Genomic DNA, 16950 nt, shown 5'->3' with positions numbered 1-16950 from the left:
CCTTTCAGAGACGACCGAGTGAGGTAACCGAGCGGGGTGAACCGGGCAGCGCGGGCAGATCGAAGAAGACGCGGCTTCACAGCAGGACGAGACAGGCAGGGGGCGACGCGCACCGGATCTGTGGGGGCGGCCTGTGCGCGGGCTCCTCGGTGCCCCACCCCGGATACTGCACACCGGAAGCGTGAAAGCCGTGTACGTGACCGTTCATATGGCGCACTTCCCACACCTCGGTGGAGACCGGCTTCACAACTTTGTCGACTCGTCCCAAGTCCATCGACCGTTCGTTGGCCCGACTCGAGTTGGTGATGACGAAGTGGCGCGTCACCGAGGGGATACCCAATTTCTGACGGAAAAACAGTTGTCGGCGAACTTCTTTTCCGCTACGGGGACTTATGCCACCGTGAACCTCGACGCCCGGCTTCGCCTCACTGCCGAACGGGTCGAACTCACCGAGGAACCGGCCGCCTTCGGTGGGACGAAGATCACCGGAAATTTTGTCCCCCAGCAGATGTCGTCGGTACCGAGGTGTTGCCGCGACACGGTCGATCGCCTCGCCCCCAACGCACCGGCCCCACGACTACGCAGTGGCCGCGGCTCCGATGTCGGCAGAAGTTTCATGGTTGAAATCCTGCGCTGCAACCGGTGTCGGCACATCCAGGAAGGCACCCAACTTCGACCCCGAGAAACACCCCGAGATTGCCCTGCCTAACAAGGACCGTTTCTGACCGCAATACCGCCTATCGTTCTTTTCATGACCACTTCGGAGAAGCCCTCGATCACCGGCGAACGCGCGGACATCCTGCAGATCCTGCAGGAGCAACGAGACACGTTACTCATCACCGTCCGCGGCATCGACGACGCACAGGCACGTCAGCGCTCCACCGTCAGCGACCTGACACTCGGCGGGCTGATCAAGCACGTGTCCCACACCGAAAAGCACTGGATCGAAACCATTCTCGAACCTGACGAGAACGCGGAGTTCGACATGGAAGCGGCTATGGAGCTGTACTACATGCGAGAGGACGAAACCCTCGAGGGGCTTCTGGCCGATTATGCCGAGGTGGCCCGTGCGACGGAGACTGCGCTGGCGGGCCTGAGCGACCTGGACGTACTCATCCCGCTCCCCACCGCGCCGTGGGCACCCGAGCGGCAGTATTGGACAATCCGCCGGACCCTGCTCCACATCATTCGGGAGACCGGCCACCACTCCGGTCACGCCGACATCATTCGCGAATCCCTCGACGGTGCCAACACGACGAAGACGATGGGCACCGACGCCGGTATGGAGTTCTGAGAGGTCGACGCATCACCGTCCCTCGACGCCGGGATACCGTGAGGAGATGCCCTCGAAGCAGCGCGTTCGGGGCACTCGGTCGTTCGAGGGAAGGATTGCTCGATGGCGGTGCGTGATGAGGAAAGCGCGCTGCGAGCGCCCGCCGGGAGCAGGGTACGTAAAACCCGGACGAGGCTGGCGGACGGGCGCGAGCTCATCTACTTCGACGACTCGGAGCCGTACGTCTCCGGTGCGGCCACCCGTGAACCGGTCGATTCCAGGCCTCTGCCACCCGCCGTCTCGCAGTCGCAGATGCGTTTCGACGTCCTCACGGGTGAATGGGTTGTCATCGCGGCGCAGCGAATGGATCGCACGTTCCTCCCACCTGCCGACGCGTCACCACTCGCCCCGAGCCGGCCGGGTAAGCCGCCCACCGAAATACCCGCCGACGACTACGACGTCGTCGTCTTCGAGAACCGCTTTCCTGCCTTGGCGACCGTCGCAGAGGAGCAGCACCTTCCCGGGCGCGTCGATGACGAACCACTGTGGCCGCTGGCCCCGGCGTCGGGCCGATGCGAGGTGGTCTGCTTCAGCAGCGACCCCGACGCCAGGTTCTCGTCCTTGGACCCCGGCCGGGTCCGCACTGTGATCGACGTCTGGGCCGACCGCACCGCCGAACTGTCTGCGCTGCCCGGGATCCGCCAGGTGTTCTGCTTCGAGAACCGCGGTAGGGAGATCGGGGTGACGCTGACCCACCCTCATGGGCAGATCTACGCCTACCCGTTCCTGCCGGCGCGCACCGCCACCCTGATACAGCGGTCGCGCGCCCACGTCGAGCGGACGGGCAGGCTGTTGCTGTCAGACGTGCTCGAGGCGGAAAAACGCGCGGGCCGGCGGATCGTCCTTGCCGCCGAACATTGGACTGCCTATGTGCCCGCCGCCTCCCGGTGGCCGCTCGAAGTGCACCTCGCGCCACACAGCGACGTCCGAGACCTCGCCGAACTCGACGACGCCCAACGTGACGAACTCGCGCTCGTCTACCTCGAACTGCTGCGACGGGTCGACCGCTTCTTCGACGGCGTCGACGCCGTCCCCTACATCGCCGCATGGCATCAGGCGCCGGTGGGCGACGATCGCCCTTTCGGGCGCCTGTACCTCCAGCTGTACTCGATGATGCGGTCGCCGGGCCGGATGAAGTACCTGGCGGGTTCCGAGTCGAGCATGGGCGCCTGGATCAATGACACCACCCCGGAACGCATCGCCGACCGCCTGCGCGAGGTGGCCTCGTGACGGCCCCCACTGGGGTGGAACCCGCCGACGCCTACACCGTCGCTGCGGGCGCGGAAGCCTTGTTCCGCAGCACCTTCGGTGGAGCCGCTGACGGCGTGTGGGCCGCGCCCGGACGTGTCAATCTCATCGGCGAGCACGTCGACTACGCGGGCGGGCTCGTACTTCCGTTCGCACTCCCCTACGTCACGGTGGTGGCCGCCCGCATCCGGAACGACGACCGGATGCGTTGCGTCTCCACCCACACGACCGACGGGTGGCAGGGTGCAGTGGCCGAGGTGGCGCCGGGACGTCCGTCCGGGTGGGCCGCCTACCTGGCGGGTGTGCTGTGGGCGTTACGAGATTCGGGCATCGCGCCGGCGGGAACAGGTTTCGACGTCGCGGTGCACTCCACGGTTCCCGTCGGTTCGGGGCTGTCGAGTTCGGCGGCGCTGGAATGCGCGTTCGCGCTCGCCGTCGCCGACTCGCTCGGGCTGCCCACGAACACGGACGGACGCCGGACGCTGATCGACGCGTGCATCCGCGCGGAGAACGAGATCGTCGGGGCCGCGACCGGGGGAATGGATCAGTCGGTCGCGATGCTCGCCCGCCCCGGGCACGCCCTGCTGCTGGATTGCCGCAGCGGCGACAGCCGCCTCGTTCCCCTCGACTTTGCGTCGGCGGGTGCCCGACTCCTGGTGATGGATACCAACGCTCCGCACCGACTGGCCGACGGGCAGTACGGCGCGCGGCGGGCGACAATCGAGCGGGCATGCGCAGACCTCGGTGTGGACACACTGCGAGACATTCGCGACGTGGACGGCGCACTCGCCGCGCTGACGGTGCCGCAGTCGGTGCCGCGGGTGCGGCACGTTCTCGCCGAAATTCGGCGCGTCGACGAGGTGACCGATCTGCTGGCGCAGAACCGCATCGCCGACATCGGGGACGTCCTGACCCGTTCCCATCGCTCGTTGCGGGACGACTACGAGGTCAGCTCCGTCGAACTGGACTTGGCCGTCGAGGCCGCCCTCGACGCCGGAGCGTGGGGAGCGCGAATGACGGGGGGCGGCTTCGGCGGCTCGGCCATCGCCCTCGTTCCGCTCGACCGGGTCGAAGACGTGGTCGCACACGTACTCCACAGGGCCGCATCCGCGGCGTTGCCCACCCCGCAGTTCCTGTCCGCCACGCCGTCGTCCGCGGCGCGCCGACTCTGAGATGGGATCGTGCGAGTCCTTTCGCCAGCGGTGGTACGAGCAGTGTCGCTAACGTGGGTAGTCCGGTGACGCCCACGTGCGGGTATCGGACTCGCGACAAGGAGGGCATTGTGAACGATGCCGATTCGACCAGGCAGAAGCAGATCGTCGGCGCCCTCGTCGAGGCGTTCGCCGATCTCATGGAGGCAGACCCGAGCGCCTTCCGTACCAAGTTCCGGAAGATGGCGGCCAACCCGTTCGCCTTCTACCGGGGCAGTGCCTGCCTGTTCTACAACGACATCCGGGACTTCGACGACCCCTGGGCAGATGAGCGCACCAGCAGGGTGTGGATCCACGGCGACCTGCACCTGGAGAACTTCGGAACATACATGAACTCCGAGGGCACCCTGGTCTTCGACGTCAACGACTTCGACGAGGCCTACGTCGGGCACTTCAGCTGGGACCTTCGGCGCTTCGTTGCGAGCCTCGCGCTGATGGGCTGGCAGAAGGCTTTGCCCGAAAGTGATGTCCGGGCACTGGCAGAGACCTATCTGCGTACGTACGTCGAACAGGTCATGCATTACGTACAGCAGGAGGCGGACGACGCGTACGCGCTGCGGCTGGACAACTCCCGCGGCAGTATCCACGACCTTCTCCTGCAGGCCCGCCTCGCGACCCGTGTCAGCCTCCTCGACTCCGTCACGGTGCTCGACGATTACGACCGGCACTTCCGCCGCGGTCGTGGGGTCCGGGAACTGGACGAGAACGAACGCGACACCGTGTGCGAGTCGCTGGACGCCTACATCGAACGAGTGCCCCCCAACAAGAGGTCGGAGCGCCCGGTTTTCTATCGCATCAAGGATGTGGTGGGGCGCAAGGGTTTCGGTATCGGCAGCGCCGGCCTGCCGGCGTACAACGTGCTCATCGAAGGGGCCACCCAGGCACTGGAGAACGACATCGTGCTGTCCATCAAGCAGGGCAATGTCGCGGCCCCGAGCCGCATCGTCGACGAGCCGGCCGTCCGTAATTACTTCGAGCACGAGGGTCACCGCACCGTGGTGAGCCAGCGCGCCCTGCAGGTCCACACCGATCCCCTGCTCGGCTACACCGAGATCGGGGACACCGGATTCGTGGTCGCCGAACTGTCACCGTACGAACTGGACCTCGACTGGTCCGACCTCACCGAACCGGAGGAGATCGCCCCCGTGCTCGAAGACCTCGGCCGGGCGACAGCGAAGGTTCACTGCGTCTCCGACGAGGATAGTGATCAGACCCTGGTCACATTCCAGACCGAGGACGCCATCCATGGTGTGATCGAGGGTCGGCTCGACCAGTTCGTCGAGGAGATCATCGACTTCGGCCTCGCGTATGCAGAGGTGAGCCGCAAGGATCACCAGCTGTTCGTGGAGGCATTCCGGGAAGGCGAAATCGCGGGCGTCTCGGCAACCTGACGCGCTACAGGAGTACCGAGTTCAGCTCTTCCAGGACGCCTTCCGCGCTTCGTGCGGCAACGGTGCACGCCCGGGCGGTGAACTGGTCCAGCAACGGGTGACGCGCGCGTTCCCGCCATTTCCGGACGGCGGCGAGTGCCCTCATCCGCTGCAATTCCACCGCGTCGTCATTGTCGGTCCCGAGCCGCTCGGAGATCGAGATCCCGAATCCGCCGATCAGTCGCTGCAGCTCGGCCACGTCGTCGGGGGGTAGCCCCACCTCGGTGGACCGCAGCCGCCCGAGAAGCCGCAGTTCCTGGAAACCGTGCACATCGGACAGCAGACGCTCGGCAGCCAGCAGGATCCCGCCTGCGCCCTGCACAGGATGGGCGGTGAGCACCCGCTTCAACGCAACCAGCGCGGAGTGCGTCTTCAACTGGTCGGCACGCTGCCCGAACTGGATGTCGATGACCTGACGCAACTCGTCGAGCCCACTCCGCTCCACCAGTTCGGCGGCAAGGGTCGGCGAGTCCCGGGTGCCCAGCCGAATCAACGTGACGGCCATTCGAATCCCGAACAGCCCGAACCGGTCGGCCAGCTGCGCCCGCATTCGAGCATCGACGGGCAGCGGGCTGTCTTCCCGGGCGAAACGGTCGGCCGACAGCATGGCCATGTTCAGGTCGTCCACCGACACCTCGGCCAGGTGCTGGAATGCGGCGAACTCGGCCTGCCGCATCGTACGGGCACCCAAGGCCAGCAACCCCGCGACGGGAACCACCGCCTGGCACAGCCCGGTGCGTTCGAGCTCGCCCGCGAACCGGGACGCCACTTCCTTCGCCGACATCATGGCGTCGAGGCGTCCCGCCCCCACCTCGTCGGCCCGGGACACGACACCGACCACACCGAGCGGACCCGACTCGTCCCCCACGTGATCCCCGATCTGGCCGAGGAACTGCACATCCGTCGCGTTCAGGGTGCGCAGAAGGTAGACGACGGCGTCGGCACCGGAAGCCTCGTTGTCGGGGGTGAGCATCTCGAGGGTGCGCGCCGACACGTCCCGCGACAGCGAGGAGGTGCCGGGGGTGTCGATGATGGTGGTGTGGGCCAGCGCCGACGAAGGCCACTCCACATCGAGCCGGTCCACCTGCGCGGCGGTCAGGTGCCCGAGGTCGAAAGTCAGATGTCCGTCCCGGCGCAACACCGGAACGTTCGCCGAGGCCAACGCGCCGTCGGGGCCGTCCGCCTGGTACCAGGCGGTGACGGCGGGCGTCGACCCGCTGCGGTACCACGTGACGACACGGGTGCACTCCGTCGCATCCGTCGGGGCGATGTCCTGGCCCACCAGCGAATTGAGCAACGTGGACTTGCCGGCTTTCAGAGAACCCGCCAGCGCTACCCGCAGTGGTTGTTCGAGGCGGCGAGCGCATTCGGTGAGCTGATCGCGAATCTCGGGCCGGCCGGCGTAGAGCTGCCTGGCCGACGCGATCAGCCTGCGGGCCTCCGGAAGTGGCGCTGCGGTCATGCCGTGATCGCTCCGGCGTCGCCGACGACGAGCTGGGCTGCCCGCTCCTTCAGTTCGGAGGCGATGTGCAGATCCTTCTCGAGTTGAGCGATCCGGCGCGTGCGCTCGGTGGACTCTAGGTTGGCCGCCTCCTGCGCGGCACGCAGCGACTCGTTGATCGAGCGCAATGCCTGCTCGGCGATGCCTGTGAAGTGATCGCGCAGCAACCGCTGGATCGAGCGGAGCCGGTCTTTCGACTCCTTGCCCACCTGGAAGCTGGCGTCGTCCGCGAACCGGCGGATGGCCGCCTTCGCCTCGCCCCGCCGTTTGAGGACCCGGCTCTCCTTGTCCTCTCGATACGCTTTGGTACCGAGAAGGACACCGGCCCCGATCGAGATGGGGTTGACCAGCGCCATGCCCATCATGGTGGTGATGAGCCCGAACATCAGCACACCACCGTACGAGCCGCGCATACCGACGAGCACTTTCTGGGTAATGCCGATCCGGCCCGACTCGAGATCTGCGAGCGAAGCGACGGGCTCGAGGACCCCGTCGACGTTCGCGATGTCGAGGTGCGGAAGCTCCACGGCACCGGTTTCGGCGAAGTGTTGAGCCACCACCTCGGCGAGCCACAGCGCGCGGTCGTGCGCCCAGACGAAGTTGTCACCGATAGCGGTGGCGAACTCCTGCTCGAGCCACTGCCCCAACGCGTCCCAGTCCTTGCCCGGGTCCCCCTGGTCGACGGTTTCCTCGGCTTCCCGCGTCACGCGGCGCAGCCGGTCGCGGAGATCGTGATCGATATCCGCGGCCAGGTCGGCGATACCGTCTCCGAGGGTCTGCTGCCACAGCGACGTCCGCTTGTGCAGATCTTCCGCCGCGGCCTTCGCCTTCTGCAGCTCGGCGACGGCAGCGACACCCTTGGCCGGATCACGAAGGGCGGCAAGCTCACTACCGATTCCCAGAGTCAGATGCTCGGCCACCGAGGACACGTCGAGCGACACCGCGCGACGCGTGTTCGACTCCGCGCGGGCCACCACCCGATCGCGGAGGAAGGCGTAGAGCTCGACGAAGCCCGATTCGGTGTTGAGCTCCTCGTCCTGCAGCCGCAGCGCATGGGAACGGAGGAGTGAGGAAATGGGAATCAGTGGTACGTCGAGGCCGGCGCGCGCGAGGTGCCCTCGATCGGCCTCGACGATGTCCCGCCAATGGGGATACAGGTCGGTCTTGCTGATCAGGCAGGCCACCGACGGGCACAGGCTCGTGACCTGCCTGATGAATCCGAGCTCCGGTTCGGTGAACTCCTGGCTCGCGTCGGAGAGAACGAAGACGGCGTCGGAGGCGGGAATCAGCCCGAGCGTGCTCGCGGCATGTGGGTTGCCTGCGCCGCCCACGCCGGGAGTATCGACCAGGACCAAGCCGTCCGCCAGCAGTGGACTCGGCACGTTGACCTCGACCCGCAGTACCTCCCGGCCCCCGGCCCGGGGTGAGGCGGGCGTAATGCCGGTCAGCTCCTCGAGAGGCAGCGGGACCCGGATCGGATCTGCGCCGGGATCGGCGAGGACGAGTTCCGCCGACGCAGTCTCCGCATTCTGCACGAGGGTGGGAATGGCGGTGGTCTCGTCGTCACCGACCGAGCACACGGTCAGGTTGAGCAGTGAATTCACGAACTGGCTCTTGCCCTGCTTGAGCGGGCCGACCACCACGATGCGCATCCGCGGATCGAGGACGCGGGTCCGAGCCTGGTCCAGCCGCTGCGCCAGATCTCCGCGTCCGAACCGCCGCGCGACATCCAGAGTCTGCTCCAGCAGGGCGGTCATGGATTGCGCAGTGGTGGCGCCGTGCTCGGCGGTTGCACCGTGCTCGGTGGCACTGTGCTCGACGGCACTGTGCTTGCCGGTGGCACTGTGCTTGACGGCACTGCTTCTAGCGGCTGCACTGTCCATGAGTTCCGTTGACCCGCAATTCTTCCGACCTCGTGCGCACACCGCGTTCCGGTGCACCCACACCCGACTGTGGAATCAGCCCCGTCCGCATAGCGCGTCCGGGGCTGATTTCGTTACATCGTACGGCGGTTCCGGCCGCCCCGTCTGGGGGATGCCGGAACCGCCGTCTCATCACGGTTCGAAGTGATCGACAACGTCCGTGACGTGTTGCGTGGGTGCCACCGAGGAGTCGGTGTCGGCGAACAGGGAGCCTTCCGAATCACCGGTCAGGCTCGACTCCGCACCGAAGGCGTCCTGGGCGTCGATCGAGGACCAGGCGTTGGAACCCGCGTCGACAGTGCCGCCCAGCGTCGACTCGAGGTCGCCGCCGATCTCACCGGTGGTGTCGGCCACAGCCCCGCCGACCGCTCCGATGTCAGCCGAACCGCCCGTGGTCGCGTCTGCCTCGGCCGATCCACCGGCCGAAGCGCCACCGTCGATTGCACCGCCCACTCCGGCGGCACCATCGACAGCTCCGTCGAGGGCTCCACCGACCGAGGTGCCGAGCGAACCGAGGCCACCCACGCCACCCGACAGTCCGGCACCGAGGTCGGTCACCGCATCGGTGGTGGCGTCGAGGCCACCGGTGAGACCTGCGGTGGCGTCGACCGCGCTGTCCACGCTGCCTTCGATTCCACCGGCGACGTCGCCACCGATTCCGGTCGCGGCGTCCACCGTGCCACCGAGGGTTCCACCGACGTTCGCCGCCGTGTCCAGCGCGCCTTCGACGGTTCCGCCGAGGTTCGCCGCGGTGTCGAGCGCACCGCCGAGGTTGGCGTCGACGTTCGCGCCTGCGTCGGCCACGGCACCGACCGTGGCACCTGCTTCGCCGACCGCGTCGACGGCACCGTCGACACTTCCGGTCACCGCGGTGCCCAGGCCTGCGCCGGCATCGAAGATTCCGCCGAGTCCGCCGGTGAGGCCGCTCGTCAGACCGGCGCCGAGGCCACCGGCCGTCTCCAGGCCGCCGACCAGGTTGGTTCCGAGGTTGCCGCCGAGGTCGGCGCCCGCGTCGGCGACCGCACCGACACCGGCCGCCACTCCGGCACCGATGCCCGCGGCGGTCTCCGCACCACCGGCGACACCGCCGCCGACAGCTCCACCGACGTTGCCCGTCAGCTCACTACCTGCGTCGATCAGTCCACCGAGGGCACCGTCGATGCCGCCGGTCAGGCCGCCCGCGAGGTCGGTACCCGCGTCGAGGGCACCGTCCAGGGCCCCGCCCACACCGGCAGCAGCGCCGAGTCCGAGGTCGGCATCCAGCGCCGAGTCGAGATCGAGTCCACCGCCGGCCTCGAGTGCGGTCTCCAATGCGGAGCCGAGCGTGGCGCTGAGGTCACCGTCGGCCCCGAGGACACCACCGAGGGCGGTACCGAGAGTGCTACCGATGCTTCCTTCGCCACCGAGGACGGTGTCGAGGTCCAGAGCGCCGCCGGTTTCGAGTGCGCCACCGAGGACGCCGCCGAGAGCTGCACCCAGGTCGGCGCCTGCGCCGCCACCGACACCGAAGGCGCCGCCGAGCAGACCACCGAGATCGGTCACCGCATCGAGGTCGACCCCGCCACCGGCTCCGAGCGCCGCATCGAGTGCTGCGCCGAGGCCGGCGGTGGCGTCACCGTCGACTCCGAGGGCGCCACCGAGTGCACTGCTGATCGTGGTTCCGAGATCCGCACCGCCTTCGAGGATGCCGCCGAGTCCTAGACCGCTCTCCAGGGCACCGCCCAGAACGGCTCCGAGATCCGCACCGGCCTCGCCGCCCAATCCGAGGGCACCGCTGAGCGCCGTCGTCAGCTCGGAAGTCAGTTCGCCACCGAGTCCGAGGTCACCACCGAGTCCGAGACCCAGGTCGCCGCCCAGCAGGCCGCCGAGGTCGATGTCCGTCACACCACCGGCACCGAGCACCGCTTCGAGGGTGCTGCCCAACTCGGTGGCCAGGCCACCGTCGAGCCCGAGCGCACCACCGAGGACCGTGCCGAGCGCGGCATCAAGTCCCAGACCGCTCTCCAGCGCAGCCGACAAGGCGCCACCGAGACCACCCTCGAGATCCAGGGCGCCACCGAGCAGACCACCCAGCGCACCACCGAGGTCGGCACTGACATCGCCACCGGCACCCAGCACACCTCCGAGCAGACCGCTCAACGCACCACCGAGGTCACCATCCGCACCGAGAACCGCACCGAGGTCCAACCCGCCACCGGCACCGAGAACCGCCTCCAAGGCGGTACCCAGGCCAGCGGTCAGATCGCCACCGACACCGAGCTCGCCGCCCAGCAGACCACCGAGAACCGCACCGAGACCACCCTCCGCACCGAGAACCGCGTCCAGGTCCAGGCCACCACCGAGGTCGGCGATCGAACCGAGAGTCGCACCGAGCGCAACACCGAGATCCGCACCGAGGTCACCACCGGCACCGAGAACCCCACCCAGCGCGCCACCGAGCACACCACCGAGATCCGCACCGAGCACACCGTCGAGCGAACCCGCCACATCACCGAGCAGGTCGCCACCCAGCAGGCCGCCGAGGTCGATGTCCGTCACACCACCGGCACCGAGCACCGCTTCGAGGGTGCTGCCCAACTCGGTGGCCAGGCCACCGTCGAGCCCGAGCGCACCACCGAGGACCGTGCCGAGCGCGGCATCAAGTCCCAGACCGCTCTCCAGCGCAGCCGACAAGGCGCCACCGAGACCACCCTCGAGATCCAGGGCGCCACCGAGCAGACCACCCAGCGCACCACCGAGGTCGGCACTGACATCGCCACCGGCACCCAGCACACCTCCGAGCAGACCGCTCAACGCACCACCGAGGTCACCATCCGCACCGAGAACCGCACCGAGGTCCAACCCGCCACCGGCACCGAGAACCGCCTCCAAGGCGGTACCCAGGCCAGCGGTCAGATCGCCACCGACACCGAGCTCGCCGCCCAGCAGACCACCGAGAACCGCACCGAGACCACCCTCCGCACCGAGAACCGCGTCCAGGTCCAGGCCACCACCGAGGTCGGCGATCGAACCGAGAGTCGCACCGAGCGCAACACCGAGATCCGCACCGAGGTCACCACCGGCACCGAGAACCCCACCCAGCGCGCCACCGAGCACACCACCGAGATCCGCACCGAGCACACCGTCGAGCGAACCCGCCACATCACCGAGCAGATCGCCACCAAGCAGTCCCTCGAGCGTCGCGCCGAGGCCGCCGCCCGCACCGATCGCCGCATCGAGGGCACCGCCCAGAGCGCCGCCGAGACCGGCGTCCACTCCGAGCACACCACCGAGCGTCGAGCCGAGTGCGCCACCGATGTCCAGTCCGCCGCCGATGCCGGCCAGGATGTCACCGCCGAGGTCGCCGCTCACGTCTCCGATCACACCGAGGACCGCACCGAGGGCAGCACCCACGTCGGCACCCAGGTCGCCGCCGATGGCCAGCGCGGGAGCGAGGATCGCGGTCAGTCCACCGGTCAGATCGATCGCCGGGACCGCGGAGACAGCTGCTGTCAGAGCAGCGGCGAGCTGGGCGGTGATCTCGCCGCCGAGGCCGAGGAAGCCGTCGAGTGCACCGCTGATGACGCCGCCGATGTCGAGGGCGCTGTCGAGGTCGAGGCCACCGGTGAGGGACAGCGCAGCGTCGAGCGCCGCACCGAGCGCTGCACCGAGCTGCGCACCGATCTCGCCGCCGATCTCGAGCGCCGCACCGAGTGCCGCACTCAAGGCCGCGCTCAGTTCTGCCGCGAAGTCGAAGTCGCCGCCGAGACCGGCGCCGAGGCCGAGGCCGGCACCCGCTCCGACGCCTACTGCACCGCCGAGGCCGCCACCGAGTCCGAGGCCACCGCCCAGGCCACCGCCGATTCCGGCACCGATCCCACCGGCGACGTCACCGACGACGCCGGTGCCGGCGTTGACGATGGCAGCCAGGTCGGCTCCGCCGCCCGCGAACAGTCCGGACTCGGCCACCATCGGGGCGACGGACACGATGTCGGCGTGGGTCACACCCTCCAGGCCTGCGGCGCACAGTGCGTCCGTCGGGTTGGCGCAGTAAGCGGCAGCAGCCTGCTCGTCGCGAAGAAGGCCGAGGATGAACTCGAGGACGGCGTTGGTAGCCATGGCAATCTCTCCTGTGGTCGAGGATCGGGGAGTTCGGGTGGCCACCACAACAGCTGTGACGGCGAGTGAAACCCACGTTATGGATCGGCGGCCCCCTTCCCAACGGGGAGCGGCCCCCCACTCCCGCACCCCTCGATCGGGGATGCCCCCTCGGGGGGAACCGGCACCTCGTTAGGGGGTAGGGGGCCGTTAGGGGATCGTCCCCGTAATGTGCGGCGACCTGCACTGTCGACGTAACGAAACAGCCATTGCACGCGACAAGCCGGGTAACGACACGACGACGGTGCCGTCTGAGAACACGACGGCGGTGCCGTCTAATGGACACGGCGGCGGTGCCGTCCAAATGACACGGCGGCGCCCGCCCGCCCGGACCACAGGAGTGGAACATGGCTGCAGCGCTCGGCATCGGTGTCGGATCGGTCAATACGGTGGCCGCAGTCGACGCGGACGGAACGGGTGTTGCGGAGGCCTCGGACCTCACCGTCCTGTCACGGGCCAGCATTCTCCACCTCTCCCCCGATCGGGCGCCGGTCCTCGGCACCGACCCTGAGGAGCCGGACGCCATCGCGGTCTCCGATTTCGCGAACCGTGTCGGGGATCCGGTGGGGATACTCGCCGACGACGGCTCGACCTACTCGGGCGAGGACCTCGTCGCCACCGCGGTCAGCTGCATCGTGCACGAAGCCGCATCGGGCAGACACGGGATGCCGACCACGGTGGTCACCCACCCCACTGTCTGGTCGCCGTACACGGTCGGTGTGCTGGCGTCGGCGCTGGAACAAGCCGGTGTCGCGGACGCCACCCTGGTATCCGAAGCGCAGGCCGTGACGGCATGGCTCGAGCGAACCCGTGGCACGCTCCGCGACGCGGTGACCGTGATCTACGACCTCGGCGGCACCTCCCTCGACATCACCTTGTTCCGTTCCACCGAGAACGGTGAGGGTGCCGGTGTGCTCGGTAAGCCGGTCCGCTCCGAAGACTTCGGTGGCGCACATTTCGACCACGCCACCATGCAGTACGTGCTGGGTAACGTCGCCGAGCAGTTCGGGGACATCGATCCGTTCGCTCCGGACACCGTGGCCGCACTGACCGTGCTGCGCGCGCGCTGCACCGCCGCGAAGGAGGCTCTTTCCTCCGACACGGAGGCCACGATCAGTATCAAGCTTCCCGGGGTCTCCACGGACGTGCGGCTGGTGCGTTCCGAGCTCGAGGACCTCATTCGCGAACCCCTTCAAGAATCGGTGACGCTCGTCCGTGAGAGCATCCACGCTGCCGGCCTCGAGTCCAGCGACATCACCCAGGTGGTGCTCACCGGGGGAAGTGCCGCCATTCCGCTGGTCGCCGAGCTGCTCTCCGCGGAACTGCGTGTCCCGGTGATCGCCGCGGAACGTCCGGCGCACACCGCCGCGCTCGGTGCGGCCCTACTCGCGGGCGAGCGCAATGCCGGACGCGCCGCCGCCCCGACCGTCGCCCGGATGCCTGCCGTCGTGCCCGTCGCCGCGCCCGCCGCTGCGGCCGTTCCGGTCGCTCACATCGACTCCGACGCCGAGACCGTCGCCTTCACACCACGAACACCGGCACCGGTCCTCGCCGATCCCCCACCCACGGGAATGTCCAGGAAGAAGAAGGCCGGCATCATCGCGGCGTCCGCGGCGGCGATCGTGCTACTCGGCGCCGGCGGGCTCTCGCTCGGCACCGCGTTGACCGCCCCGACGGCCGAGTCCGATTCGGCCACCTCCCAGTTGTCGAGCACCTCGGGCGGCTCGGCGACCACCTCCGGCACCCCGGCCGAGGCGGCCGCCCCCGGCACGTCGGCCGCGGCAGATCCCGGTGCAGCAGCCGGTGTCGCGGCGACGGGCGTGCCCGGAACCGCCGCTGGTGTCGCCACTCCGGTAGCCGCACCCGGAGCCCCGGCTGCGCCGCCGGCACCGGTCGGACCGGCCCCCGCCCCGGCCGCCCCCGGCGCTCAGCCCGTCGCACCAGCACCTGCTCCAGCACCTGCCCCTGCTCCGGCACCGGCACCGGCACCGGCACCGGCTCCCGCGCCGGCCCCCGCACCGGCACCTGTTCCTGTCCAGCCGGACGGCGGCGAAATCGCGAATTCCTTCATAGAGGGAGCGCAGATCGTCGGAGGGTACATACCGACGGCGCCTCAGCAATTACCTGTGCCCAACTTCCCATCCGGCAACGGCGGATAGGGACCGCCGGTGTCTACACGGCCTCCGTCGCCTGCACCCGCCACCCACCGCGACCTCGCGTCGCTCGATGCTTCCCAGCTGTCGGTACTCGGATTGCTGCTGCTCGGGAACGACCCCGACGAGATCGTGGTCGCCGCTGTCCTCGACATAGAACCCGACTCCGCACGCAGTGTGATCGAGGTGTTGCGCGCGGACGGTTACGTCGACGACCGTGACACCCTCGTCGAGCCGCATCGCCGCCGTCTCGCCGGTGTCCTCGGCGAGAACCGCGTGCACGCATTGGCTCGCCGCCTGCTCACCCATCATGTCGCCGCGGGTACGCTCACCCTCCCCGTCGCCCGGGCAGTGGCCAAGACGGGTGTCCGCAGTAGCGAATTGTCCGAGTTCCTCTGCAGCCGAGCAGAATTGGCCGATCCGTCCGAGGCGGTGTCGCTGTACGGCGACGCCGAACGCGTCGGCCGGCTCGACGATGCCGCCGTTCTCGGTTACGCGGAGGCCTGCGCCCTCAGTGGTGACCTCGACACGGCCGTGGGTCTCGCCGATTCGGTACTCGAGCGGTCGGCCTCCGTCAGTGATGCGGATCTGGCTGCTGCCGTGCGCGTGTCGGCCGCCGGAGCCGCCTACTGCGGGATGATCGACCGCAGTGCCGAGTTGTACGCCTGGCTGGGCCCGAGCCGGGTGGGTTCGGACGCTTCCGTCGCCGCCTCCGTTCTGGTCGTCGCCGGCCGGCTCGACGAGGCGCAATCCGTCCTCGCCGCGAGCGCCGGTGCGCCACCGACGGCCACCACTGCCGGTGCCGCCCTCGTCGCAACCGGGCTCGTGCACTCGGTGACCGGTTCCGCGAATGCGGCACTGAACTCCCTCACCCGCGCGCTGTCGTTGCCGGGTCGCGCCGCGCGGCCCCGCGTGCTGCCCGACTCCCCAGCCGCGATCACGGCTCTTGCCGCCCTCCATTGCGGTGAACTCGCCCACGCGGAAGCCGTGCTCGCTCGTGCCCGGGAGAGCGACCGGCCCGGAAATGTCACCGCGAATCGACACCACCTCCTGACGGCGTGGACATCCATGGTGCGCGGTGACCTCCCGTCGGCGCAGGCCCGGCTCGATTCGCTCGACGTCGACACCATGCATCAACGTGATCTTCTGTTCGTCCACGGCCTGCGGGTCGGTTTGGCACGGCGGACCGGTGACAACGCCGCACTGTTGCAGGCGTGGGCCGGAGCGCAGGGGGTTCTCGCCGAGTATTCGGTGGACCTTTTGAGCTTGCTACCCCTCGGTGAGCTGTGGTTGACGTCGATCCGGGTGGGCGAGGCGGCCCGCATCACCCATCTGGTCGAGGACGCGCAGTCGCTGGTACGCACTCTCGGCGAACCCGCCATGTGGGCGTCGGCGCTGCACTGGTACGGCGTCCAGGCCTCGATTTTGGCCGAATGCCCCGCCGATCTGATCCCGCACGCGCGGGCCCTCGGTGAAGCTTCGAAGGTCAGCGCCTACGCCGCCGGCCTCGCCGGTGCCGGGCGGGCCTGGTTGCGCGTGCTGCAGGGCGATATCGATGTCACAGCCGTCGAGGACGCTGCCCGGACCCTCGACCGGATCGGACTTCCCTGGGATGGTGCGCGCCTGGCCGGAGAGGCCGCGCTGCGCGCCTCCGACACCAGGGTGGCCACCGCGTTGCTGCAGGTGGCGCGGGCCCTCCGCCAGCCGGCAGCGACAGCGACGGGCGCGGAACCCGCAACAGTTGCCGGTCCGAGTGCGCCGGGCACCCTCACCGACCGCGAAGCCGAAGTGGCCGAGCTGCTCGTCCAGGGACTGACGTACAGGGAGATCGGAAGCCGGTTGTACATCTCCGCCAAGACGATCGAACATCACGTGGCACGGATTCGGCGGCGCCTCGGCGCCGAGTCGCGGTCGGAGCTGCTGTCGATGCTGCGGGCCATGGGACATGGGACCACGTCGGACACCGCACGCCCCTGACGCCGGGACCGGTGTAACCATTCGACCTCGTCGGGCGA

9 protein-coding genes are annotated in these 16950 nt (G+C 68.7%); 6 read left to right on the top strand and 3 right to left on the bottom strand.

The window, feature by feature from the left end; genetic code table 11:
• The first annotated feature begins 751 nt into the window (after window positions 1-751).
• The 4 genes from L1080_RS01660 to L1080_RS01645 all read left to right on the top strand — a co-directional run bounded on the left by L1080_RS01660 (window position 752) and on the right by L1080_RS01645 (window position 5183).
• Window positions 752-1294: a DinB family protein gene (locus L1080_RS01660; protein WP_250772037.1), complete on the top strand. Its 543-nt coding sequence runs from the start codon at window positions 752-754 to the stop codon at window positions 1292-1294.
• Window positions 1295-1396: 102 nt separating this feature from the next.
• The gene (gene galT / locus L1080_RS01655; protein ID WP_250772040.1) at window positions 1397-2563 is read left to right on the top strand and encodes a galactose-1-phosphate uridylyltransferase; all 1167 of its coding nucleotides are present in this window, start codon (window positions 1397-1399) and stop codon (window positions 2561-2563) included.
• Entirely contained in the window at window positions 2560-3753 is a 1194-nt protein-coding gene (gene galK, locus L1080_RS01650) for a galactokinase (RefSeq protein ID WP_250772044.1), read from the top strand. Before galT ends, galK begins: the two co-directional genes overlap by 4 nt.
• A gap of 110 nt (window positions 3754-3863) precedes the next feature.
• The gene (locus L1080_RS01645; RefSeq protein WP_250772048.1) at window positions 3864-5183 is read left to right on the top strand and encodes a DUF2252 domain-containing protein; all 1320 of its coding nucleotides are present in this window, start codon (window positions 3864-3866) and stop codon (window positions 5181-5183) included.
• A gap of 4 nt (window positions 5184-5187) precedes the next feature.
• On the opposite strand, the gene L1080_RS01640 is transcribed toward L1080_RS01645, so the two are convergent.
• The 3 genes from L1080_RS01640 to L1080_RS01630 all read right to left on the bottom strand — a co-directional run bounded on the left by L1080_RS01640 (window position 5188) and on the right by L1080_RS01630 (window position 12743).
• On the bottom strand, window positions 5188-6684 hold the full coding sequence (locus tag L1080_RS01640; protein ID WP_159924782.1) for a dynamin family protein: 1497 nt from the start codon (window positions 6682-6684) through the stop codon (window positions 5188-5190).
• On the bottom strand, window positions 6681-8480 hold the full coding sequence (locus L1080_RS01635) for a dynamin family protein (RefSeq protein WP_159927468.1): 1800 nt from the start codon (window positions 8478-8480) through the stop codon (window positions 6681-6683). Before L1080_RS01635 ends, L1080_RS01640 begins: the two co-directional genes overlap by 4 nt.
• A gap of 297 nt (window positions 8481-8777) precedes the next feature.
• On the bottom strand, window positions 8778-12743 hold the full coding sequence (locus tag L1080_RS01630; protein WP_250772050.1) for an IniB N-terminal domain-containing protein: 3966 nt from the start codon (window positions 12741-12743) through the stop codon (window positions 8778-8780).
• Window positions 12744-13129: 386 nt separating this feature from the next.
• Here L1080_RS01630 and L1080_RS01625 point away from each other — a divergent pair, with 386 nt between their 5' ends.
• Together L1080_RS01625 and L1080_RS01620 are read left to right on the top strand one after the other, a co-directional pair.
• Window positions 13130-14941: an Hsp70 family protein gene (locus L1080_RS01625; RefSeq protein WP_459030187.1), complete on the top strand. Its 1812-nt coding sequence runs from the start codon at window positions 13130-13132 to the stop codon at window positions 14939-14941.
• A 9-nt stretch (window positions 14942-14950) separates the two neighbouring features.
• Window positions 14951-16912 (top strand): LuxR C-terminal-related transcriptional regulator, encoded by a 1962-nt coding sequence (locus L1080_RS01620; protein ID WP_250776965.1) that lies wholly within the window; start codon window positions 14951-14953, stop codon window positions 16910-16912.
• Window positions 16913-16950 lie beyond the last annotated feature (38 nt).

It is taken from the genome of Rhodococcus sp. MSC1_016, from assembly GCF_023667485.2.
GTDB classification, from domain to species: domain Bacteria; phylum Actinomycetota; class Actinomycetes; order Mycobacteriales; family Mycobacteriaceae; genus Rhodococcus_F; species Rhodococcus_F oxybenzonivorans.
This window is presented reverse-complemented; position numbering and strand designations above follow the sequence as displayed.